This is a genomic window from Streptomyces seoulensis, assembly GCF_004328625.1.
In the GTDB taxonomy this organism is placed as follows: domain Bacteria; phylum Actinomycetota; class Actinomycetes; order Streptomycetales; family Streptomycetaceae; genus Streptomyces; species Streptomyces seoulensis.
This window is the reverse complement of record NZ_CP032229.1, coordinates 4,134,702-4,151,754: the sequence shown is the minus strand read 5'-3', so window position 1 is coordinate 4,151,754 and position 17,053 is coordinate 4,134,702. Positions and strand designations below refer to the sequence as shown.

Here is a 17,053-nt window from a genome sequence, read left to right as displayed (position 1 = left end):
GGCCCTTGGTGGCCCCCTGTGATCGCGGGCCCCCACCTATGCAACTTACTCACGGTTTACTCGGTTCCCGATTTCGGCCAGGAACGAGGCAGGATTGTGACCATGTCCAACACTCCCATGGCGGCGAGCCCGCTCACCCGGGCCGTACTCGAGATCGACGAGTACGCGTCCGGCCTCGGCTGGGACCAGCCGGCCCGCCTCTTCGCCCTCGTCGACACCGCGCGTCTGCGCACCCAGGAACCCTCTCTCGCGGCCCAGCTGGGCCTGGACGAGGAGACCGGCGCCACCGGCTTCACCCCGATCGAGCAGGACGAGGTCCCGGCCGGCAAGGCGCTGGACGAGTTCCTCGCCACCATCGCCTGGCCCGACGCGGTGGTCGGCTGCGCGCTCACCGTGGAGCGCCTGATGCTCCCCTCCTCCGTCGACACGCAGGTCCCGCAGGGGCTGAGCGACGCCGAGCTGGCCAAGTGGGTGGCCTCGCGTCCGGAGCGGCAGGAGGTGCGGATGACGGTGGCGGTGCTGCGCGACGGCAACCGCGAGTCGGCGATCAGGCTGCGGGAGAAGGACTCCGCGACCGAGGTGCTGACCGGTCCCGATCTGGTGCCGGGTCTCGCGGAGGCGCTGGCGGCCACGTTCGCGGAGTGATCTTCGTACCGCCTACGCGCGCGGGGGTGTCTCCGCGTGCGTGGGCGGGTGCGTCCGGGGGCCTCTCAGCCCTTGGTGGTGCACTTCGGCAGGTCGGCGGTGCGGCCCTCGCGGATGTCCTTCAGGGCGTCCAGGGCGTCGCCGATCTTCTTCACCTTGACCAGGGTGAGGCCGCCCGGCGTGTCCTTGGCCGCGGAGGCGCAGTTGTCGGCCGGGGTCAGGAAGTACTGGGCCCCCTTGGCACGCGCGCCGACCGTCTTCATCTCGATGCCGCCGATGGGGCCGACCGTGCCGTCGTCGTCGATGGTGCCGGTGCCCGCGACGAACTTGCCGCCGGTGAGGTTTCCCGGGGTGAGCTTGTCGTAGATGCCGAGCGAGAACATCAGGCCGGCGCTGGGGCCGCCGACGTCGGCGAGCTTGATGTCGATGGTGAACGGGAAGGTGTGGTCGGTCCCGGCGGAGATCCCGACGATGGCCCGGTGCGCGCCCTTGTCGTCGGAGTCGGTGGTCGTGATCGCCACGTCCTGGGTCTTGGTCGCCGTCCGGTGCGCCTTCTCGGCGGCCGCCTGCTCCTTGGCCGGGACGACGGTGAAGACGACCTTCTGGCCCGGCTTGTGCTTCGTCACCAGCTTGGCCACGTCGGACGGCTGCTTGACCTGCGTACCGTCCACGGCCTTGATCACGTCGCCCGCGTGCAGCCGGCCCTCGGCCGGGGAGTCCTTGATCACCGTGGAGACGATCACCCAGGACGTCACCGGGATGTGCAGCTCCTTCAGGGCGGCGACCTTGGCGCTCTCCTGGGACTGGCTGAACTCCTCGGCGTTCTCCTGGGTGGACTGCTCCTCGGTCTTGCCGTCCGGGTAGAGCGTGTCGTGCGGGACGATCTTGGTGTCGTGCGCCAGCCAGCCGTAGACCGCCTCGACCAGGTTCATCCGGAAGTCCGCGCTGGTCACCCGGACGGTGGTCATGTTCAGGTGACCGTCGGCCGGATAGGTGCGGTGACCCGAGACCTGGAGCACCGGCTCACCGTCGTGGTCCCCGAGCGTGTTCACGGTCGGCCCCGGCGACATCTCCGCGTACGGCACGGGGATGAGCACTCCCGCGCAGAGCAGCGCGATCAGCATCAGGGTGGACGCGAGCATCGTCGCGGTACGGCGTGGCATGGCACGACAGTACGGGACACCTGTGTCGGCGCCCCGTCAGGGCACCCCCGTCAGGCGCCGGGAGCGCCCGTGTGGGACTTCTCCATGGCCTCGCGGAAGCGCGCGTAGCCGTCGAGCTCGGGGCCGTCCCCGCGGGTTCTGCGGGTCCGGTTGGCCCAGCTTCCCCACAGACCGGCCGCGACCGCGGCGATGAACGGAATCAGCAACCAGACGAGCACCGCCATGCCGACCTCCCAACCCCATGAGTGTCCGCTGCGAACTGAGTGATCAGCAGATTAACCATTCACAGGGACAACGCTTACGCGCGGGGGGTGGTTACGCAACCGGAGCACCCGATGAGCCGAGCGTCACCGCCGTCAGCAGGCGCCGACCCATTCCTCGGTGCCGTCGGAGAAGCGCTGGTGCTTCCAGACGGGCACCTCGTGCTTGATGTCGTCGATGAGCTTGCGGCAGGCCGCGAACGCCTCGGCCCGGTGCGGGCACGACACGCCGACGACCACGGCGAGGTCGCCGACGGCCAGGTCACCCACCCGGTGGACGGCCGCCAGGGCGCGCACCGGGTACTCCGCGACGACCTTCTCCGCGACCCGCCGCATCTCGTCGGCGGCGGAGGGGTGGCAGGAGTAGCCGAGGGCGTCGACGTCCGCGCCGCCGTCGTGGTTGCGCACGGTGCCCACGAACAGCGAGATCCCGCCCGCCGCCTCGTCGCCGAGCGCGGCGAACACCTCGTCCACCGAGAGCGGTGTGTCCCGGATGCCGATCAGCTTGATGGGGCTGGGAGCCGCCTGCTCACCGGGGTGTTCGTTCGTGAGTGCCATGTCCCCATGGTGCCGCACACCGCGGAGGAGGCGGAATGCGACGCTCGGCCGGGTGGGGGTGGGGGTGCGGGGTGCCTCAGATGCGGCGCCGGGCCTTGCGGGCCCGGCGGACGACCGCCGCCGCGCCGAGCAGGGCCACGGTCGCGCCCGCCGCCCCGGCCGCCGTGGCGTCCTTACGGCCGAGCCTGCGCCCGGCGACGGTGTGCCGCCCGGAGACCTCCGCCAGCAGCTCCGCGAGCACGTCCTCGTTGGTCCAGCCGGGCCGCCACCCGGCCGCGTGCAGCCGGCTCCCGCTGACCACCCAGGGGTACATCGTGTACGCCAGGTCGCCCGCAGGGGACGGGGTGAGCCCGATCCGGTGCAGCCGGGTGGCGGCGCCCAGGGCGACCGCGGAGGGCAGCTCCATGCGCCGGATGCCGCTCAGCTCCTCGACCTCCTCCTGCTCCAGCCAGCCGTCGCAGCCGACGGCGAGTTCCCCGTCGACCTTCTCCAGCACGGCGTACTCCAGCGCCGAGCACAGGTCGTCGACGTGGCAGAACTGCCAGGCGGGGCGGGAGTCCGCGACCACGAGCAGCCGGGGCGACTCGAAGTACCGGGTCAGGGCGGTGTCCGTGCCGCCGACCAGCAGGGCGGGGCGTACGACGGTGACGTTCAGGCCGGGGTGCGCGCGGGGCGCGCGGCGGGCCAGGCGCTCGATCTCCAGCAGGTCGGCGACGCCGGTGGCCTCGGCGGTGGCGCGCAGCTCGGCGTCCTCCGACAGCGGCAGCTCGTTGTCCGGCAGGGCGCCGTAGACCATGGCGGAGGTGCACAGCACGACCCGGTGCACCCCGGCGGCGGCCGCGGCGGTGAGCACGGTCTGGGTGCCGCGCACGTTGTAGGCGGTACGGGCGGCCGCGTCGCTGCCCAGATCCAGGTCGAGCGCGAGGTGCACGACGACGTCGGCGCCGCGCAGCTTCTCCGCGATGGCCGGGTCCCGCACGTCGAGGATGTGCCACTCGGCCTCGGCGCACTCCCCGCGCCGCTCGTCGATGGCCACGACCTGCCGGATCTCCTCCGACGCCGCGAGCCGCTCGGTCAGCAGCGCGCCGATCCCGGTGGCGGCGCCGGTGACCGCGACGACGGGCCCGCGCACCGCGGGCGAGGGCGATGCGGGCGGAGATGAGGGGTTTCGCGCTGCGCGAACCTGCGGATCTGGGGAACTCACCGGGCGTCTCCAGCGGTTGTCTTCAGTACGAGCGCGGACGACGCGCCCGTACCAGGTGCATCCATCCTGCCGCAGCCCATCTGTGGGCGAAGCACCGAGGCCCTATCCGGTCCGGGTGTCTACGCTGGGTGGTGAAGTCGGGCAGCCGCGCCGCCGGAGAGAACCGGTGGCCTTACCAGCCGAGGAACCCCGTGAGTGACACCCCATTCGGATTCGGCCTTCCGCCGGAGGAGCCGGACGACGGCGACGAGGGCAAGAAGAAGGACCAGCAGAGCGGTGGTGAGCAGGGACCGGCCAACCCGTTCGGTTTCGGCGGTCTGCCGGGAGCCGGGGGCTTCGGTCCCGGCGCCGACAATCCGCTCGCCGCGATGTTCGGCTCCCTGAACCCCAATGACCTGGGCGCGGCGTTCCAGCAGCTCGGCCAGATGCTCTCCTACGAGGGCGGGCCGGTGAACTGGGACATGGCCAAGCAGATCGCCCGCCAGACGGTCGCCCAGGGCACCCAGGACGGCGTCAAGGACGCGAGCGTCGGCCCGTCCGAGCGCTCCGCGGTCCAGGAGGCCGTGCGCCTGGCCGACCTGTGGCTGGACGACGCGACCTCGCTGCCCTCCGGCGCCAACACCTCCGTGGCCTGGTCGCGCGCGGAGTGGGTCGAGGCGACGCTGCCGGCCTGGAAGGAACTGGTCGACCCGGTCGCCGAGCGGGTCGGCGCGGCCATGGGCGACGTCCTGCCGGAGGAGATGCAGGCCATGGCGGGCCCGCTGATCGGCATGATGCGCTCGATGGGCGGCGCCATGTTCGGCACCCAGATCGGGCAGGCCGTGGGCGTGCTCGCGGGCGAGGTCGTCGGCTCCAGCGACATCGGCCTGCCGCTGGGCCCGGCGGGCAAGGCCGCGCTGCTCCCGGTCAACATGGAGGCGTTCGGCAAGGACCTGGGCGTCCCCATGGAGGAGGTGCGGCTCTACCTCGCCCTGCGCGAGGCGGCCCACCAGCGTCTCTTCGCCCATGTGCCGTGGCTGCGCTCGCACCTGTTCGGCGCGGTCGAGGGGTACGCACGCGGGATCAAGGTCGACACCGCGAAGCTGGAGGACGTGGTCGGCCAGTTCGACCCGCAGAACCCCGAGCAGCTTCAGGACGCGCTCCAGCAGGGCATGTTCCAGCCCGAGGACACGCCCGAGCAGAAGGCGGCCCTGGCCCGGCTGGAGACGGCGCTCGCGCTGGTCGAGGGCTGGGTGGACGCGGTGGTCCACGCGGCCGCCAAGCCGCGTCTGTCCTCCGCCGACGCGCTGCGCGAGACGCTGCGCCGCCGCCGCGCGAGCGGCGGTCCGGCGGAGCAGACCTTCGCCACGCTGATCGGCCTGGAGCTGCGTCCGCGCCGGCTGCGCGACGCCTCCCGCCTGTGGGCCTCGCTCACCGACGCGCGCGGGGTCGACGGCCGGGACGACCTGTGGCACCACCCGGACATGCTGCCGACGGCCACCGACCTCGACGACCCGGACGGCTTCGTCCACCGCGAGCAGATGGACTTCTCCGAGCTGGACAAGATGCTCGGCGAGGCGGCCGGCGGCGGTGCGGGGAGGCCCGACCTGACGAAGGACGAGCGCACCGGCGACGCCGACGGCGACCGGGGTGACGAGGGCAAGGGCGACAAGAGCGAGTGAGCCTGTACGACGACGCGGTCCTCGTGCTCAAGGGGTACGAGGACCAGCCCGAGCTGCGTACCGCCTACCAGGCCCACCTGGCCGCCCACCCGGACGGCATCTGGCGGTCCTGCGACGCGGGCCACCTCACGGCCAGCGCCCTGGTGATCGACCCGGAGCACGGCCGGGTGCTGCTCACCCTGCACAAGAAGCTGCGGATGTGGCTCCAGATGGGCGGGCACTGCGAACCGGGCGACATCTCCATGGCGGGCGCGGCCCTGCGCGAGGCGACGGAGGAGTCCGGCATCGCCGGGCTGACCCTGTTGCCCGGCGGCCCGGTCCGCCTGGACCGCCACCCGATCCCCGCCCCGTGCCACTGGCACCTCGACGTGCAGTACGCGGTGCTGGCCCCGCCCGGCGCCGAGCAGGCCATCAGCGACGAGTCGCTGGACCTGCGGTGGTTCGACTACGACGAGGTCGCCGGCGTGGCGGACGAGTCGGTGGTGCGGCTGCTGGAGGCTACGCGGGCGCGGCTGTGAGCGTGCGCCGGCTTTGAGCGTGTGAGGGGCGCCCGCCACTGTGGGCGCCCCTTACGTTCGTCGTGCTTGGCTCGTGTCGCGCCGGCTAGCTCCAGACGTTGCCCTGGTTCTGGCCGCGCGCGCCCTGCTGGCCCATGCCGAACTGGGCCGCCACTCCGCCGCCTATCTGCGCGTGCTGGGGCGGGAGCAGCTCGCTGGGCTGGACCAGGGCGAAGCCTGAGCCCATGAAGCTCAGCTCCCAGCCCTCGCCGGTGCTGCCGCGCCGCCGCCACACCCCGGACGAGTGGGTCTGGGCCTGCATCTGCACTCGCAGTGAGGTGGACCAGGCCACGATCGCGTCCGCGTCGCAGTTGACGTACCGGTCCGGGGTGACCCGCATCAGCAGCGGCGTGCCGGAGGTCATCAGGGCGACCTTGCCCCGGCCGGTGATGTTGAGCTGGTACTTCCCGGAGCCGGAGATGCCGTAGAGGCTGTCCACCGCGATGACCTCGTGGTGCAGCGAGGAGTCCATGGCGAGGACGTACGAGCTGTCCACGGTCAGCCCCTCCTGCTCCACGTCCAGCAGATGGACGTGCTGGGCGAGGTTGGCGAGGTAGACGGTGCCCTGGCCGTGACAGCGCATCAGGTCCAGGCCCTCGCCGGTGTGGGACCGCGCCCGGCGCTGGCCCTGGCTGCGGTACTCGGCGTCGAACTCGACCATGCCCTGGTAGGCGACCATGGCGCCCTTGCGGGCCAGCAGGTCGTCGTGGCCCTCCAGGGTGACGCGGAGCATCTGGGAGTTCTGGAGGCTCCAACGCTCCTGCGTCTGCGAGTCGTTGTGCGCGAAAAGCGGGCTCTGCATGGTGTCTGTGCTCCCCCTCAGCCCCGGAACCGGAGGCGGTCGGTGCTGTCCTCGCTGGGCTGGACGACGACGATGCCCTGCCCGGAGAAGGCCATCTGGTACGCCTCGCCGCTGCCCCGGCCGATCAGCGACTGCGCCTTGAAGCTGCGCTTGCCCTTCACCTTCAGGTTCGGGGACCACGCCACGAGCGCGTCCGGGTCGACGTACGTCTCGTCCTCGCCGCCCCCGCAGTCCACCACGATCGGGGTGCCGCGCGAGGTCAGCGCGACCCAGCCCTGCCCGGAGATCTTGGTGTTCCACAGCCCCTGCCCGGCGAACTTGGCGAGCCCCTTCACCCGCTCCACACCCCAGGTGAGGCTCGCGTCGAAGGCGAGCAGGTTGGTGGCGTTGACGGAGATGCCGTCGCCGTTCAGGTTGATCACGACCACGTCGGCGCCGTAGTCCGCGAGGTAGAGCAGGCCGTCGCCGGAGCACTTCATCAGCGGGGCGCCCTCGCCGGTCATCCAGTCGCGGGCGATCTGGCGGACGGCGGGCGGGTTGGGCTCGTACTGGACGAAGCCCTCGTAGGCGACCATCGAGCCCACGCGCGCGAGGAGGTCGTTGCCGGTCTGCATGGCGACCTTCAGCATGTGGCTGCCGTGGTTCTCCATGCGGGCCGTGACGGGTGCGGGGGCGAAGCCCGCGAGCGGCTGGTTCATGACGGGCTCCCTCAGACCTCGTACGGCTGGACGACGATGAAGTTGCCGGGCGCGCCCCGGAACTGGAGGTTCACGCTCTCCCCCGTGTCGCCCGCGTAGGCGTTGCGGCGCATCCGGACCTGGCTGGAGACGATCACCTGTGAGGCGGCCGACCAGGCGACCACCGCGTGGCAGTCGGCGAAGGTGGTCGGCGTCACCGGCAGCACGACGGGCGTGCCGTGCGTCTTGACGACGAGCGTGCCGGTGCCCTGGAACTGCATGGTGAACAGCGCGCCGCCGGGGATGCCGTGGCCCTCGATGCGGCGGACCTCGTACTGGAGGCTCTCGTCGAAGGCGAGCACGTTCTCGGCGGAGACGCATATCGCGTCGCCCTGCAGCTCGACGGGGTGGAGGTGGGTGGAGTCGTCGGCGAGGAACACCTGTCCCTGGCCGGTGCAGCGCATCAACTGCATCTCCTGGCCGGTGGCGTTGCCCACCAGCCGGCCGGTGATTCCGGCGCCCTTGTAGTTGAAGTCGACCTTGCCCTGGTACAGCACCATGCTGCCCTGCCTGGCCAGTACCGGCTGGCCGCCGGCGCCGAGGTCGACGCGGATCAGCTTGTGGTTCTGCTGGGTCCAGCGCTGCCCGGTGGGCGCTTCCTTGAACTTCTGGAGCGCGGCGCCCACTCCGGCCGCTCCCTGGGGCGCGCCCTGCGGGACGCCGTAGGAGGGGGTGCCGCCCTGACCGGGAACCTGGCCGTAGCCGGGGGGCATGGGGGCGGCCGGCGGACCGCCGTGGGAGGGCGGGGAGTTGTAGCCGGGGGGTGCGGGGGCCGAAGGTGGCTGCCCCGGGGCCTGACCGTAGCCGGGCGGCGCGGATGCGGCCGGGGGCTGTCCGTACCCCGGTGGCAGGGGTGCGCTCGGCGGGGCGGGGTGGCCGAACGCGGCGGGGGCCGGGCCGGGCGGCGGGACGGTGCCGGTGGGCGGGGTGAAGGGTTCGACCAGGGTGGGCGCACCGTGCACGTCGGGCCGGGGCGCCGGGGGCGGGGTGAACGCCTGGGGTGCGGAAGGCGCGGCGGGCGCGGCCGGTCCGCCGGGGACGGCGAAGGCGGGCGGGGCGAAGCCGGGGGCGGCGGACGGCGCGGCTGCCTCCGGCTGGGCCGGGGCGGGCGGCTCCTCCTCGGCGACCTCGCCGCCGAAGTTCTTCAGCAGCGCCTCCAGACCGCCGTCGAAGCCCTGCCCGACCGCGGCGAACCGCCAGACGTCCTTGAGATAGAGGTCGCCGAGCATCACGGCGCGCTCGGTGGTGAACTCGGCGCCCGTGAACGAGTACCGCGCGACCTCCTCACCACCCGCCACGATCCGCAGATAGCCGGGCGCGATCCGGGACATCTGCCCGTCGCCGTCGATGGTCGCGGTGAAGGACAGCTTGTGGATGGCAGCCGGAATCCGGTCCAGCGTGACCCGGAACGACTCGGTGTCGCCCGCCTGGGCACCCAGCAGCTGGATGGACTCCTCGGGCGACTTCGGCTGGTTGAAGAAGACGAAGTACCGGTCGTCGGAGAGCCGTTCGTCGGCGTCGAGGCCGAAGCAGCTGATGTCGAAGGTCAGTCCGGGAGCGGAGATCTGCACGCCCACGTACAGATCCGTACCCGCGGTGAGGTCACTGATCCGGGCCTTGTGGCCGCGTTGGAATTCCCTGGACATGCGTTACGTCCGTCCCCCGTCCCGAAAGCAGTTGCGTCGCGTCAGGCTAACCGCAAATACCGACATCGGCCTCAGCCGGTACAGACCCGGTACAGAACCGCGGCCCGCACCTCACACCTCCTCACACCTCCTCGTCGTCCGTCAGATCCGGTGGCACGTCCGGCGTCCGCGCGGTGGCGGCCACGCCCTCCAGATAGCCGCGCGCCCGCTCGGTGCGCGGGTACGCCTCCAACAGCCGCCAGAAGTCCGGGCCGTGACCGGGCACCAGCAGATGCGCCAGCTCGTGACAGAGCACGTAGTCGACCACGTACTCGGGCATCCCCCGCAGCCGGTGCGAAAGCCGGATGGTGCCCTCCGCCGGGGTGCACGAGCCCCAGCGGGTGTTCTGGTTGGTCACCCAGCGCACCGAACCGGGCCGCGCCCGGCCCTCGAAGTACCGCTCCGAGAGCCGCCCGGCCCGCTCGGCCAGTTCGGTGTCTCCGCCGGGCACGCTCCGTCTGGCCTCCTTGGCGGCGAGCCGGTCGAGCATGGCGGTGACCCAGCGCCGCTCCTCCGCCTTGGACATGCGGGCGGGGATCAGCACGATGGTGCGGTCGCCCTCGCGGTAGGCGGAGACGGTCCGGCGGCGCCGGTCGCTCCTCCTCACCTCGACGGGGCCGTGTGCGGCGGGCGGCTGCTGTTCGGTCGGTTCGGTGGGCACGTCTCGAAGGTACCCGTCGGCGCGGACAGCGGGCCGGGCCTGTGGACAGCGGAATCCCCTTTTCATCAGCCCGTACGACGATCACCCCGCGCCTGTGGACAACTTTCGGCACGGATTCCGGAGCCCGGCCATGCTGGCAGTCGTCGGAACGAGCACGACCGGCTCGGCCGACGTACGAGAGGCGGAAGGACGCATGCCCGGCCGGGGTGTGCGCGAGACCTGGGAGACGGGGGCCGTCATGCATCCGATGGTGAAGCCGGCGCTGCGGCGCGGCTGGCGCGATCTCGGCACCGTGCAGTTCGGGATGACTCCCGCGCACGCGATCACTCTGGGCCCGGTGGACCTGGCCACCGGCAGCTTCCTGGAGCTGCTCGACGGCACCCGTGACGTGGGACTGCTGCGGGAGGAGGCCAGGCGGATGGACCTGCCCGACGGCCACGCCGACCGGCTGGTGAGCCGGCTGGGCCGGGCGGGGCTGCTGGACGACACACGGGACTGCTCCCCGGCCGCGACCGCGCTGCGGGAGAGAGGGGAGGCGCTGGAGCGGCTGCGTCCCGACCTCGCCTCGCTGTCGCTGACCACGGCGGAGCCGGGCGGCGCGCTCACCCGCCTCGCCGCCCGGCGGGCCCTGCGGGTGCGGGTGCTCGGTGCGGGCCGGGTGGGGTCCGTGCTGGCCGGGCTGCTCTCCGGGGCGGGGATCGGGGAGGTCGATGTGCGGGACGTGGGCCGGGTGCAGCCGTGGGACGTGGCGCCGGGCGGGCTGCCGGTGGAGGCGGTGGGCGAGCGGCGGGACGAGGCGGCGCGGGCGGCGGTGCGCCGTGCGGCACCGGACCGCCCACCGCGCCGGACCCGCCACGGCAGACTCTCCGGCCCCGGCCCGGAGGCGGAGCCGGGCCTGTCCCTGGTGGTCCTCGCCCCGCGCGACGAGGTGGCGGTGCACGCCCCGGACCCGTTCCTCGCCGAGCCGCTCATGATCTCCGGTACCCCCCATCTCTACGCGGGTGTGGTGGAGGGCACCGGAGTCGTCGGTCCGCTGGTGCTGCCCGGCCGGACCGGGTGCGCGGGCTGTCTCCAGCAGCACCGCACCGACGAGGACGCGGCCTGGCCCCGGCTGATCACCCAGTGGCGTTCCGGCCGGGCACGCCGGGTGGGCGCATGTGATCTGACCCTCGCCACGGCGGTCGCGGGACTCGCCGCGGCGCACGCCCTGAGCTTCCTGGACGGGGCCGAACCGGCGGCCACCGGCACCCGATGGGAGGCAGCCCTACCCGCTCTGACCTGGGACGCTCATCCGATCGCTCCGCATCCGGCATGCGGCTGCGGGGCGAAGGAGAGGAGGAGGGAAAGGTCTCCGGCGCGGGCCGGGGAGAAAGCCGAGGGGGAGCACTCCTCAACGCGAGGACTGCCGCGCGCGACAATGGCGGTGCAACGGCCGTCGGCCGAGCGGCGACGCGAGACCGGCGCGGCGCGGCCGACAGGGACTTGGAGGGCGCATGTCTGATCTTCCCCGGAAGGCGGTCACCCGGACCGCGAAGCTCGCCGCGCTCCCGCTCGGCTTCGCCGGCCGGGCCACCTGGGGGCTGGGCAAGCGGATCGTGGGCGAGTCGGCCGAGCTGGTGGGGCGGGAGCTTCAGCAGCGGACGGCCGAGCAGCTCTTCAAGGTCCTCGGCGAGCTGAAGGGCGGGGCGATGAAGTTCGGGCAGGCCCTGTCCGTCTTCGAGTCCGCGCTCCCCGAGGAGGTCGCCGGGCCCTACCGTGCCGCGCTGACCAAGCTCCAGGAGGCGGCGCCCCCGATGCCGACCCGCACGGTGCACGCCGTGCTGACGGAGCAGATGGGCGAGGAGTGGCGGGAGCTGTTCCTGGAGTTCGAGGACAAACCCTCGGCGGCGGCTTCCATCGGCCAGGTGCACCGGGCGGTGTGGCACGACGGCCGGGAGGTGGCGGTCAAGGTCCAGTATCCGGGCGCCGGGGAGGCACTGCTCTCCGACCTCGGCCAACTGAGCCGGTTCGCCCGTCTGTTGGGCCCGCTGATCCCCGGCATGGACATCAAGCCGCTGATCGCGGAGCTGAGGGACCGGGTCTCCGAGGAGCTGGACTACGGGCTGGAGGCGCAGGCGCAGGCCGCGCACGCGGCGGAGTTCGCGGACGACCCTGATGTGCTGGTCCCGGCGGTGGTGCACCAGTGCGACCAGGTGCTGGTGACCGAGTGGATCGACGGGGTCCCGTTGTCGGAGGTCATCTCCGGTGGCACCGAGGAGCAGCGGGACCGGGCGGGGCAGTTGCTGGCGCGCTTCCTCTTCTCCGGCCCGGCGCGCACCGGCCTGCTGCACGCCGACCCGCATCCGGGCAACTTCCGGCTGCTGCCGGCGGGCCCCGACGGTGAGGACGGCTGGCGGCTCGGCGTGCTGGACTTCGGGACGGTGGACCGGCTCCCCGGCGGGCTTCCCCCGACCATCGGGGTGGCGCTGCGGATGACGCTGGACGGGGACGCCGAGCCGGTCTACGAGATGCTGTGCGAGGAGGGGTTCATCAAGGAGTCCATGGATCTGGACCCCGACGCGGTCCTGGACTACCTGCTGCCGATCATCGAGCCCGCGCAGGTGGACACCTTCACCTTCACCCGGTCGTGGATGCGCGGCCAGGCGGCCCGGGTCGCCGACCCCCGCTCCCCCGCGTACCAGCTCGGCAAGCAGCTCAATCTGCCGCCGTCCTATCTGCTGATCCACCGCGTCACACTGAGCACCATCGGTGTGCTGTGCCAGCTGGGCGCGACGGTACGGCTCCGGGAGGAGCTGGAGGAGTGGCTGCCGGGGTTCGGCCCGGACACGGAGTCGCTGGAGACCGAGGCGCCGGAGTCCGAGGCGCGGGAGTCCGATGAAGCGGAGGGGGACGTGCCGGAGGTGCCGGCCGCGGAGGCGTAGGCCGGGCGGAGGCGTAGGCCGGGCGGGGGCGCAGGTCCGGGGAAGGCGCTGATCGGCGCAAGCGACGGCCAGGCGGGGGCGGACATGCCTCGGGGGCCGGTCCGTTCGGTCGGACCGGCCCCCGTGGGTGGGTGCGCTCAGTGCGCGTCGAAGGCGGCGCCTACTGCATGACGGCGACGGCGAGCGCGCGGCGGGCACGCAGCGAGGCGCGCTCCGCCCGGCGCTGCATCCGCCGGGCGGTGGCCAGGCTCATGGCCCGGCGCTCCCGCTGGGCCTCGTGCAGGCGCTCGTGCATATGCGCACGAGCCAGGGCTTCTGGGATGAGATGCATTTCGCGGGTCCTGTTCGTCTGGCGCGAGCCTGTCACGCCACGGGTATCGAGGTCTGGGGTCGCCGAGCCGGAGGGCTCGCTGGTGGACGGCTTCATCGGGGCCTGCTTCTTGGGGTCGTGCGTGAGGGGACGGTCGATCGTTCCTGCGGTGTTCATGCGCGCGATGTTCATGCCGTGACCGGGTTCTTGCGCGGACGGCCACGCGGCCGCTTCCGGGCGACGACGACGCCCTGCACGAACAGCTCCCCACCCCAGACACCCCAGGGCTCCCGGCGCTCCTTGGCCCCGGCGAGGCACGCCTCGACCAGCGGGCAGGTGCGGCAGAGCGACTTGGCGTACTCGACATCGGCCGGCGACTCGGCGAAGAAGACCTCCGGGTCGTAGGAACGGCAGGGGACGGGCACGCCGAGGTTCTCGATGGCGTCGTCGAGCGCGGTGAGCGCGGTGAGGGGGAGCAAGGCGGGGTCCTCCGTGGAGCCGAGCTGAGTGATCGCTTGTGAAGGCGGTACTGACGGGGCGTGCGCTTCGAGTTGCACGGGGTGTTTTCCTCGTCTGGTCGTTCCGGCCGGTGGACCGGGTGTCGGCTGGGTACCGGGTTCTCTTTTGTTGTCCCGAGGCGTCTTCGGGGTGTTCTCCCTGTTCGGGGAAAACAGAAGGGCCGCGGTTCCCGGATGGGGTTCCGCGGCCCTGAAGGCGCCTGCCTGATCGTCGATCAGGCTGGATCACTCCAGGGTTCTGGCCCACGGAAGGCCCACATCTGGTGGTGCTGCGTCGTGCGGAATCCGGCACCGGCCGCCGCGAAGGCATAGGCGCCCTGCGCCTGTGCCTCTACCGCTGCCAGTGCCTTGGTCGGTCGCTCATTGCGCTCGCGGACAGGGAGGTCCCCGGAGAGCAGCGAGGAGGCCGGACGGTCGGCACGGATGCCGGACAGACCGGTGCCCTGGGAGGGCGCGCCGAGCATGCACAGGGAGACGGCCGGACGATCGGTCATTTTGACCGGGCTGGTGATGATGGTCTCGATGCTGATCACTGGGCTCGCCTCCTCTCGGCGTCTTGGGGACCGGTGCGAATCGGTCCACGGATATAGAAGTACAGCACGGATTCACAGCCTTCGAGAAGGCCGCCGTTTCCGTGCCTAGAACCTATGGGGATTCCTGGCGCGGGCGCAAACTATTTTCGCGACGAGTTCCGATCAGTCGTCCCGGCCGCTTCCACCGGGTCGGTTCCGGCCTCCTGGCCTGCGCAGATGGCCAGTACGTCGGTGCCGTAGCGGCGCAGCTTGCGGTCCAGGACGCCGGGGATGCGGGAGAGTTCGGCCGCGCAGTCGGGACGGTTCTCGGCGATGGCCATCAGGGTCCGGTCGGTGAAGACGCAGAAGTCCGGCTGTCCGCTCAGCCCCGCCTCCACCGCCCGCCACTCCCGCAGCCGCTCGTACAGGCCCTCGTCCATGTCGGAGGGGCAGTCCTCGCAGCGCATCAGTTTCATCTCGCCGGCGTCGGTGAGGGTGCGCCCGCAGACCCGGCAGCGGGCCGGGGAGCGCTGGGCGCGCCGGGGCGCGGCCGGGAGGCCGCCGAGGGTGCCGCGCTCGACGCCGCCGGTGCCGGTCGCGGCGCGGCCGACGGTGGCGGTGGAGCCGGGGCGCAGTCCGTCGAGGAAGCGGCTCGGCTTGCGGCCCGCCCGGCCGCCGGGCGAGCGGGCGAGCGACCAGGAGAGGTGGAGCCGTTCGCGCGCGCGGGTGACGCCGACGTAGAGGAGGCGGCGCTCCTCCTCGATCTGTTCGTCGGTCTTGGCGTAGGTGATCGGCAGCATGCCCTCGGCGACACCGACCAGGAAGACGGCGTCCCACTCCAGGCCCTTGGCGGCGTGCAGCGAGGCGAGGGTGACGCCCTGGACGGTCGGGGCGTGCTGGGCGGTGGCCCGCTCGTCCAGCTCCGCGACCAGGTCGCTCAGGGTGGCCCCCGGATGGGCGGCGGCGAAGTCGTGGGCGAGGGCGACCAGCGCGGCCAGCGACTCCCAGCGTTCGCGGACGGCGCCGGAGCCGGCCGGGGGTTCGCTGCTCCAGCCCTCGCCGGAGAGCACGGCGCGGACCTGGGAGGGCAGGTCGACCGCCTCGTCCAGCAGGGAGTCGTTGCCGCCGAAGCGGGCGGCGGCGCGCAGGGCCACGCCCGCCTTGCGCACCTCGGGCCGGTCGAAGAAGCGCTCGGCGCCGCGCAGCTGGTAGGGGACGCCGGCGTCGGCGAGGGCCTGTTCGTAGGTCTCGGACTGCGAGTTGGTGCGGAACAGGACGGCGATCTCGGCGGCCGGGGTCCCGGCGGCGATCAGCTCGCGGATGCGGCGGGCGGCGCCCTCGGCCTCGGCGGGCTCGTCGGTGTACTCGGTGTAGACGGGTTCGGGGCCCTGGGTGCGCTGGGAGACCAGTTCCAGCCGGTGGTCGGCGGCGCGGCCGTGGGCCTGGGCGAGCAGGCCGTTGGCCAGGCGGACCACCTGGGGGGTGGAGCGGTAGTCCCGGACCAGCTTGACCACGGTGGCCCCGGGGTGGCGGAGCCGGAAGTCGAGGAGATGGTCGGGGGTTGCACCCGTGAACGAGTAGATGGTCTGGCTGGCGTCGCCGACCACGCACAGGCTGTCGCGGTCGCCGAGCCAGAGTTCGAGCAGCCGCTGCTGGAGCGGGCTGACGTCCTGGTACTCGTCCACCACGAAGTGCTGGTACTGGGCGCGTACCTGCTCGGCGATGTCCTGGCGGTCCTGGAGGACGGCGACGGTGAGCAGCAGCACGTCCTCGAAGTCGATGACGGAGCGGTCGCTCTTGAGGCTCTCGTAGGCCGCGTAGAGGTGGGAGATCTCGGCCGGGTCGCGCGGGGTCTCGCGGCCCGCCTTCACGGCCGCGTACGGGTAGTCGGCGGGGACGGTCTGGGTGACCTTGCACCACTCGATCTCGGCGGTGGCGTCCCGCAGCTCGCCCCGGTCCAGGCGGAGACCGCAGGCGGCGGCCGCGTCGGCGACCAGCTGGATCTTGCGGTCGACCAGCCGGGGCAGTCCGCCGCCGATCGCTTTCGGCCAGAAGTACTGGAGCTGGCGGAGCGCGGCGGAGTGGAAGGTGCGGGCCTGCACGCCCTGGGCGCCGAGCTGGCGGAGCCGGCCGCGCATCTCGCCCGCGGCCCGGTTGGTGAAGGTGACGGCGAGCACACTGGAGGGCTGGAGCAGGCCAGAGCGCACCCCGTACGCGATGCGGTGGGTGATCGCGCGGGTCTTGCCCGTGCCCGCTCCGGCCAGGACGCACACCGGCCCGTGCAGGGCGGTGGCGACCTCGCGCTGCTCGGGGTCGAGCCCTTCGAGCACCGCGTCGGCCGAGTCCGGGGTCCGCGGGAAGAGAGGGGAGGGCGTTGCTGCTGTCACATGGCCATGCTGCCAGGTCGCCCGGGACCGACGCGTCGGTTGTCCACAGGCGGGCCCCGATAGTCGTTTTAATGCGGCGGGTGTCACAGCGGCCGGTGCGGCGGGCATCACAGCCGTGGGAATGCTCACCGGGTCTCCCGCGTTGGCCCTGTGCACGACGTAGGACGTACCCCCCGGCCGCCTGAGGAGCGCGAGACATGCAGGGCACTGTGACGATGTACAGCACGACGTGGTGCGGTTACTGCCGCCGGCTGAAGGGCCAGCTCGACCGGGAGGGCATCCCCTTCACCGAGATCAACATCGAGCACGACCCGGAGTCGGCCACGTTCGTGGAGAAGGCCAACGACGGCAACCAGACGGTGCCGACCGTGCGCGTCGTGCCCGCCGGCGGTGGCTCCGAGGTCGTCATGACCAACCCGAGCCTCGCCCAGGTGAAGCAGGCGCTCGGCGCCTGACCCCCGGAACGCGTGAG

At 72.4% G+C, this 17,053-nt stretch carries 18 protein-coding genes; 6 read left to right on the top strand and 12 right to left on the bottom strand.

Features of this window, described 5'->3' with window-relative positions; translation table 11 throughout:
* The first annotated feature begins 96 nt into the window (after positions 1–96).
* The gene (locus tag D0Z67_RS19410; protein WP_078873282.1) at positions 97–645 is read left to right on the top strand and encodes a PPA1309 family protein; all 549 of its coding nucleotides are present in this window, start codon (positions 97–99) and stop codon (positions 643–645) included.
* A gap of 65 nt (positions 646–710) precedes the next feature.
* Here the strand turns inward: D0Z67_RS19410 and D0Z67_RS19405 are convergent, their stop codons facing one another.
* The 4 genes from D0Z67_RS19405 to D0Z67_RS19395 form a co-directional block, all read right to left on the bottom strand.
* The gene (locus D0Z67_RS19405) at positions 711–1,808 is read right to left on the bottom strand and encodes a YlbL family protein (protein WP_031181115.1); all 1,098 of its coding nucleotides are present in this window, start codon (positions 1,806–1,808) and stop codon (positions 711–713) included.
* Between the two features lie 50 nt (positions 1,809–1,858).
* Positions 1,859–2,032, bottom strand: coding sequence for a hypothetical protein (locus D0Z67_RS29725; RefSeq protein WP_165425490.1), 174 nt, complete (start codon positions 2,030–2,032; stop codon positions 1,859–1,861).
* A 132-nt stretch (positions 2,033–2,164) separates the two neighbouring features.
* Positions 2,165–2,626 carry a molybdenum cofactor biosynthesis protein MoaE gene (locus D0Z67_RS19400; protein ID WP_031181114.1) on the bottom strand — a complete coding sequence of 154 codons (462 nt, stop codon included), beginning with the start codon at positions 2,624–2,626 and terminating at the stop codon, positions 2,165–2,167.
* 76 nt (positions 2,627–2,702) lie between these two features.
* The gene (locus D0Z67_RS19395; RefSeq protein ID WP_031181113.1) at positions 2,703–3,830 is read right to left on the bottom strand and encodes an SDR family oxidoreductase; all 1,128 of its coding nucleotides are present in this window, start codon (positions 3,828–3,830) and stop codon (positions 2,703–2,705) included.
* A 191-nt stretch (positions 3,831–4,021) separates the two neighbouring features.
* Between D0Z67_RS19395 and D0Z67_RS19390 the strand changes: the two genes are divergently transcribed.
* Both D0Z67_RS19390 and D0Z67_RS19385 read left to right on the top strand, forming a co-directional pair.
* The gene (locus D0Z67_RS19390; protein WP_031181112.1) at positions 4,022–5,491 is read left to right on the top strand and encodes a zinc-dependent metalloprotease; all 1,470 of its coding nucleotides are present in this window, start codon (positions 4,022–4,024) and stop codon (positions 5,489–5,491) included.
* Positions 5,488–6,009, top strand: coding sequence for an NUDIX hydrolase (locus D0Z67_RS19385; protein ID WP_031181111.1), 522 nt, complete (start codon positions 5,488–5,490; stop codon positions 6,007–6,009). The genes D0Z67_RS19390 and D0Z67_RS19385 overlap by 4 nt, the downstream gene beginning before the upstream one ends.
* 85 nt (positions 6,010–6,094) lie before the next feature.
* On the opposite strand, the gene D0Z67_RS19380 is transcribed toward D0Z67_RS19385, so the two are convergent.
* From D0Z67_RS19380 to D0Z67_RS19365, 4 genes are all read right to left on the bottom strand, one after another.
* Entirely contained in the window at positions 6,095–6,850 is a 756-nt protein-coding gene (locus tag D0Z67_RS19380) for an AIM24 family protein (protein ID WP_031181110.1), read from the bottom strand.
* Positions 6,851–6,867: 17 nt separating this feature from the next.
* On the bottom strand, positions 6,868–7,548 hold the full coding sequence (locus D0Z67_RS19375; RefSeq protein WP_031181109.1) for an AIM24 family protein: 681 nt from the start codon (positions 7,546–7,548) through the stop codon (positions 6,868–6,870).
* A gap of 11 nt (positions 7,549–7,559) precedes the next feature.
* The gene (locus D0Z67_RS19370) at positions 7,560–9,233 is read right to left on the bottom strand and encodes a TerD family protein (protein WP_031181108.1); all 1,674 of its coding nucleotides are present in this window, start codon (positions 9,231–9,233) and stop codon (positions 7,560–7,562) included.
* A 121-nt stretch (positions 9,234–9,354) separates the two neighbouring features.
* Positions 9,355–9,999, bottom strand: a complete 645-nt coding sequence (locus D0Z67_RS19365; protein WP_078873280.1) for a M48 metallopeptidase family protein — start codon at positions 9,997–9,999, stop codon at positions 9,355–9,357.
* A gap of 172 nt (positions 10,000–10,171) precedes the next feature.
* On the opposite strand from D0Z67_RS19365, the gene D0Z67_RS19360 reads away from it, so the two are divergent.
* Positions 10,172–11,434, top strand: coding sequence for a TOMM precursor leader peptide-binding protein (locus D0Z67_RS19360; RefSeq protein ID WP_031181106.1), 1,263 nt, complete (start codon positions 10,172–10,174; stop codon positions 11,432–11,434).
* Entirely contained in the window at positions 11,427–12,854 is a 1,428-nt protein-coding gene (locus D0Z67_RS19355; protein ID WP_031181105.1) for an ABC1 kinase family protein, read from the top strand. Before D0Z67_RS19360 ends, D0Z67_RS19355 begins: the two co-directional genes overlap by 8 nt.
* A 160-nt stretch (positions 12,855–13,014) precedes the next feature.
* On the opposite strand, the gene D0Z67_RS19350 is transcribed toward D0Z67_RS19355, so the two are convergent.
* The 4 genes from D0Z67_RS19350 to D0Z67_RS19335 form a co-directional block, all read right to left on the bottom strand.
* On the bottom strand, positions 13,015–13,341 hold the full coding sequence (locus tag D0Z67_RS19350) for a hypothetical protein (protein ID WP_031181104.1): 327 nt from the start codon (positions 13,339–13,341) through the stop codon (positions 13,015–13,017).
* 11 nt (positions 13,342–13,352) lie between these two features.
* Positions 13,353–13,721: a WhiB family transcriptional regulator gene (locus D0Z67_RS19345; RefSeq protein ID WP_030807350.1), complete on the bottom strand. Its 369-nt coding sequence runs from the start codon at positions 13,719–13,721 to the stop codon at positions 13,353–13,355.
* Between the two features lie 176 nt (positions 13,722–13,897).
* A complete protein-coding gene (locus tag D0Z67_RS19340; protein ID WP_031181103.1) occupies positions 13,898–14,215 on the bottom strand; it encodes a hypothetical protein in 318 nt (105 codons plus the stop codon).
* Between the two features lie 140 nt (positions 14,216–14,355).
* Complete coding sequence (locus tag D0Z67_RS19335; protein ID WP_234312744.1) at positions 14,356–16,689, bottom strand: ATP-dependent DNA helicase UvrD2; 2,334 nt, start codon at positions 16,687–16,689, stop codon at positions 14,356–14,358.
* An 89-nt stretch (positions 16,690–16,778) separates the two neighbouring features.
* On the opposite strand from D0Z67_RS19335, the gene D0Z67_RS19330 reads away from it, so the two are divergent.
* A complete protein-coding gene (locus D0Z67_RS19330) occupies positions 16,779–17,036 on the top strand; it encodes a mycoredoxin (RefSeq protein ID WP_031181101.1) in 258 nt (85 codons plus the stop codon).
* The last annotated feature ends 17 nt before the right edge of the window (positions 17,037–17,053 follow it).

Excerpts from the sequence above, each read along its gene's own strand:
- D0Z67_RS19380 (WP_031181110.1), bottom strand. The coding sequence starts at position 6,850 with ATGCAGAGCCCGCTTTTCGCGCACAACGACTCGCAGACGCAGGAGCGT.
- D0Z67_RS19330 (WP_031181101.1), top strand. The coding sequence starts at position 16,779 with ATGCAGGGCACTGTGACGATGTACAGCACGACGTGGTGCGGTTACTGC.
- D0Z67_RS19375 (WP_031181109.1), bottom strand. The coding sequence starts at position 7,548 with ATGAACCAGCCGCTCGCGGGCTTCGCCCCCGCACCCGTCACGGCCCGC.
- D0Z67_RS19350 (WP_031181104.1), bottom strand. The coding sequence starts at position 13,341 with ATGAACACCGCAGGAACGATCGACCGTCCCCTCACGCACGACCCCAAG.
- D0Z67_RS19400 (WP_031181114.1), bottom strand. The coding sequence starts at position 2,626 with ATGGCACTCACGAACGAACACCCCGGTGAGCAGGCGGCTCCCAGCCCC.
- D0Z67_RS19405 (WP_031181115.1), bottom strand. The coding sequence starts at position 1,808 with ATGCCACGCCGTACCGCGACGATGCTCGCGTCCACCCTGATGCTGATC.
- D0Z67_RS19360 (WP_031181106.1), top strand. The coding sequence starts at position 10,172 with ATGCATCCGATGGTGAAGCCGGCGCTGCGGCGCGGCTGGCGCGATCTC.
- D0Z67_RS19335 (WP_234312744.1), bottom strand. The coding sequence starts at position 16,689 with ATGCCCGCCGCACCGGCCGCTGTGACACCCGCCGCATTAAAACGACTA.
- D0Z67_RS19365 (WP_078873280.1), bottom strand. The coding sequence starts at position 9,999 with ATGAAAAGGGGATTCCGCTGTCCACAGGCCCGGCCCGCTGTCCGCGCC.
- D0Z67_RS19370 (WP_031181108.1), bottom strand. The coding sequence starts at position 9,233 with ATGTCCAGGGAATTCCAACGCGGCCACAAGGCCCGGATCAGTGACCTC.
- D0Z67_RS29725 (WP_165425490.1), bottom strand. The coding sequence starts at position 2,032 with ATGGCGGTGCTCGTCTGGTTGCTGATTCCGTTCATCGCCGCGGTCGCG.
- D0Z67_RS19355 (WP_031181105.1), top strand. The coding sequence starts at position 11,427 with ATGTCTGATCTTCCCCGGAAGGCGGTCACCCGGACCGCGAAGCTCGCC.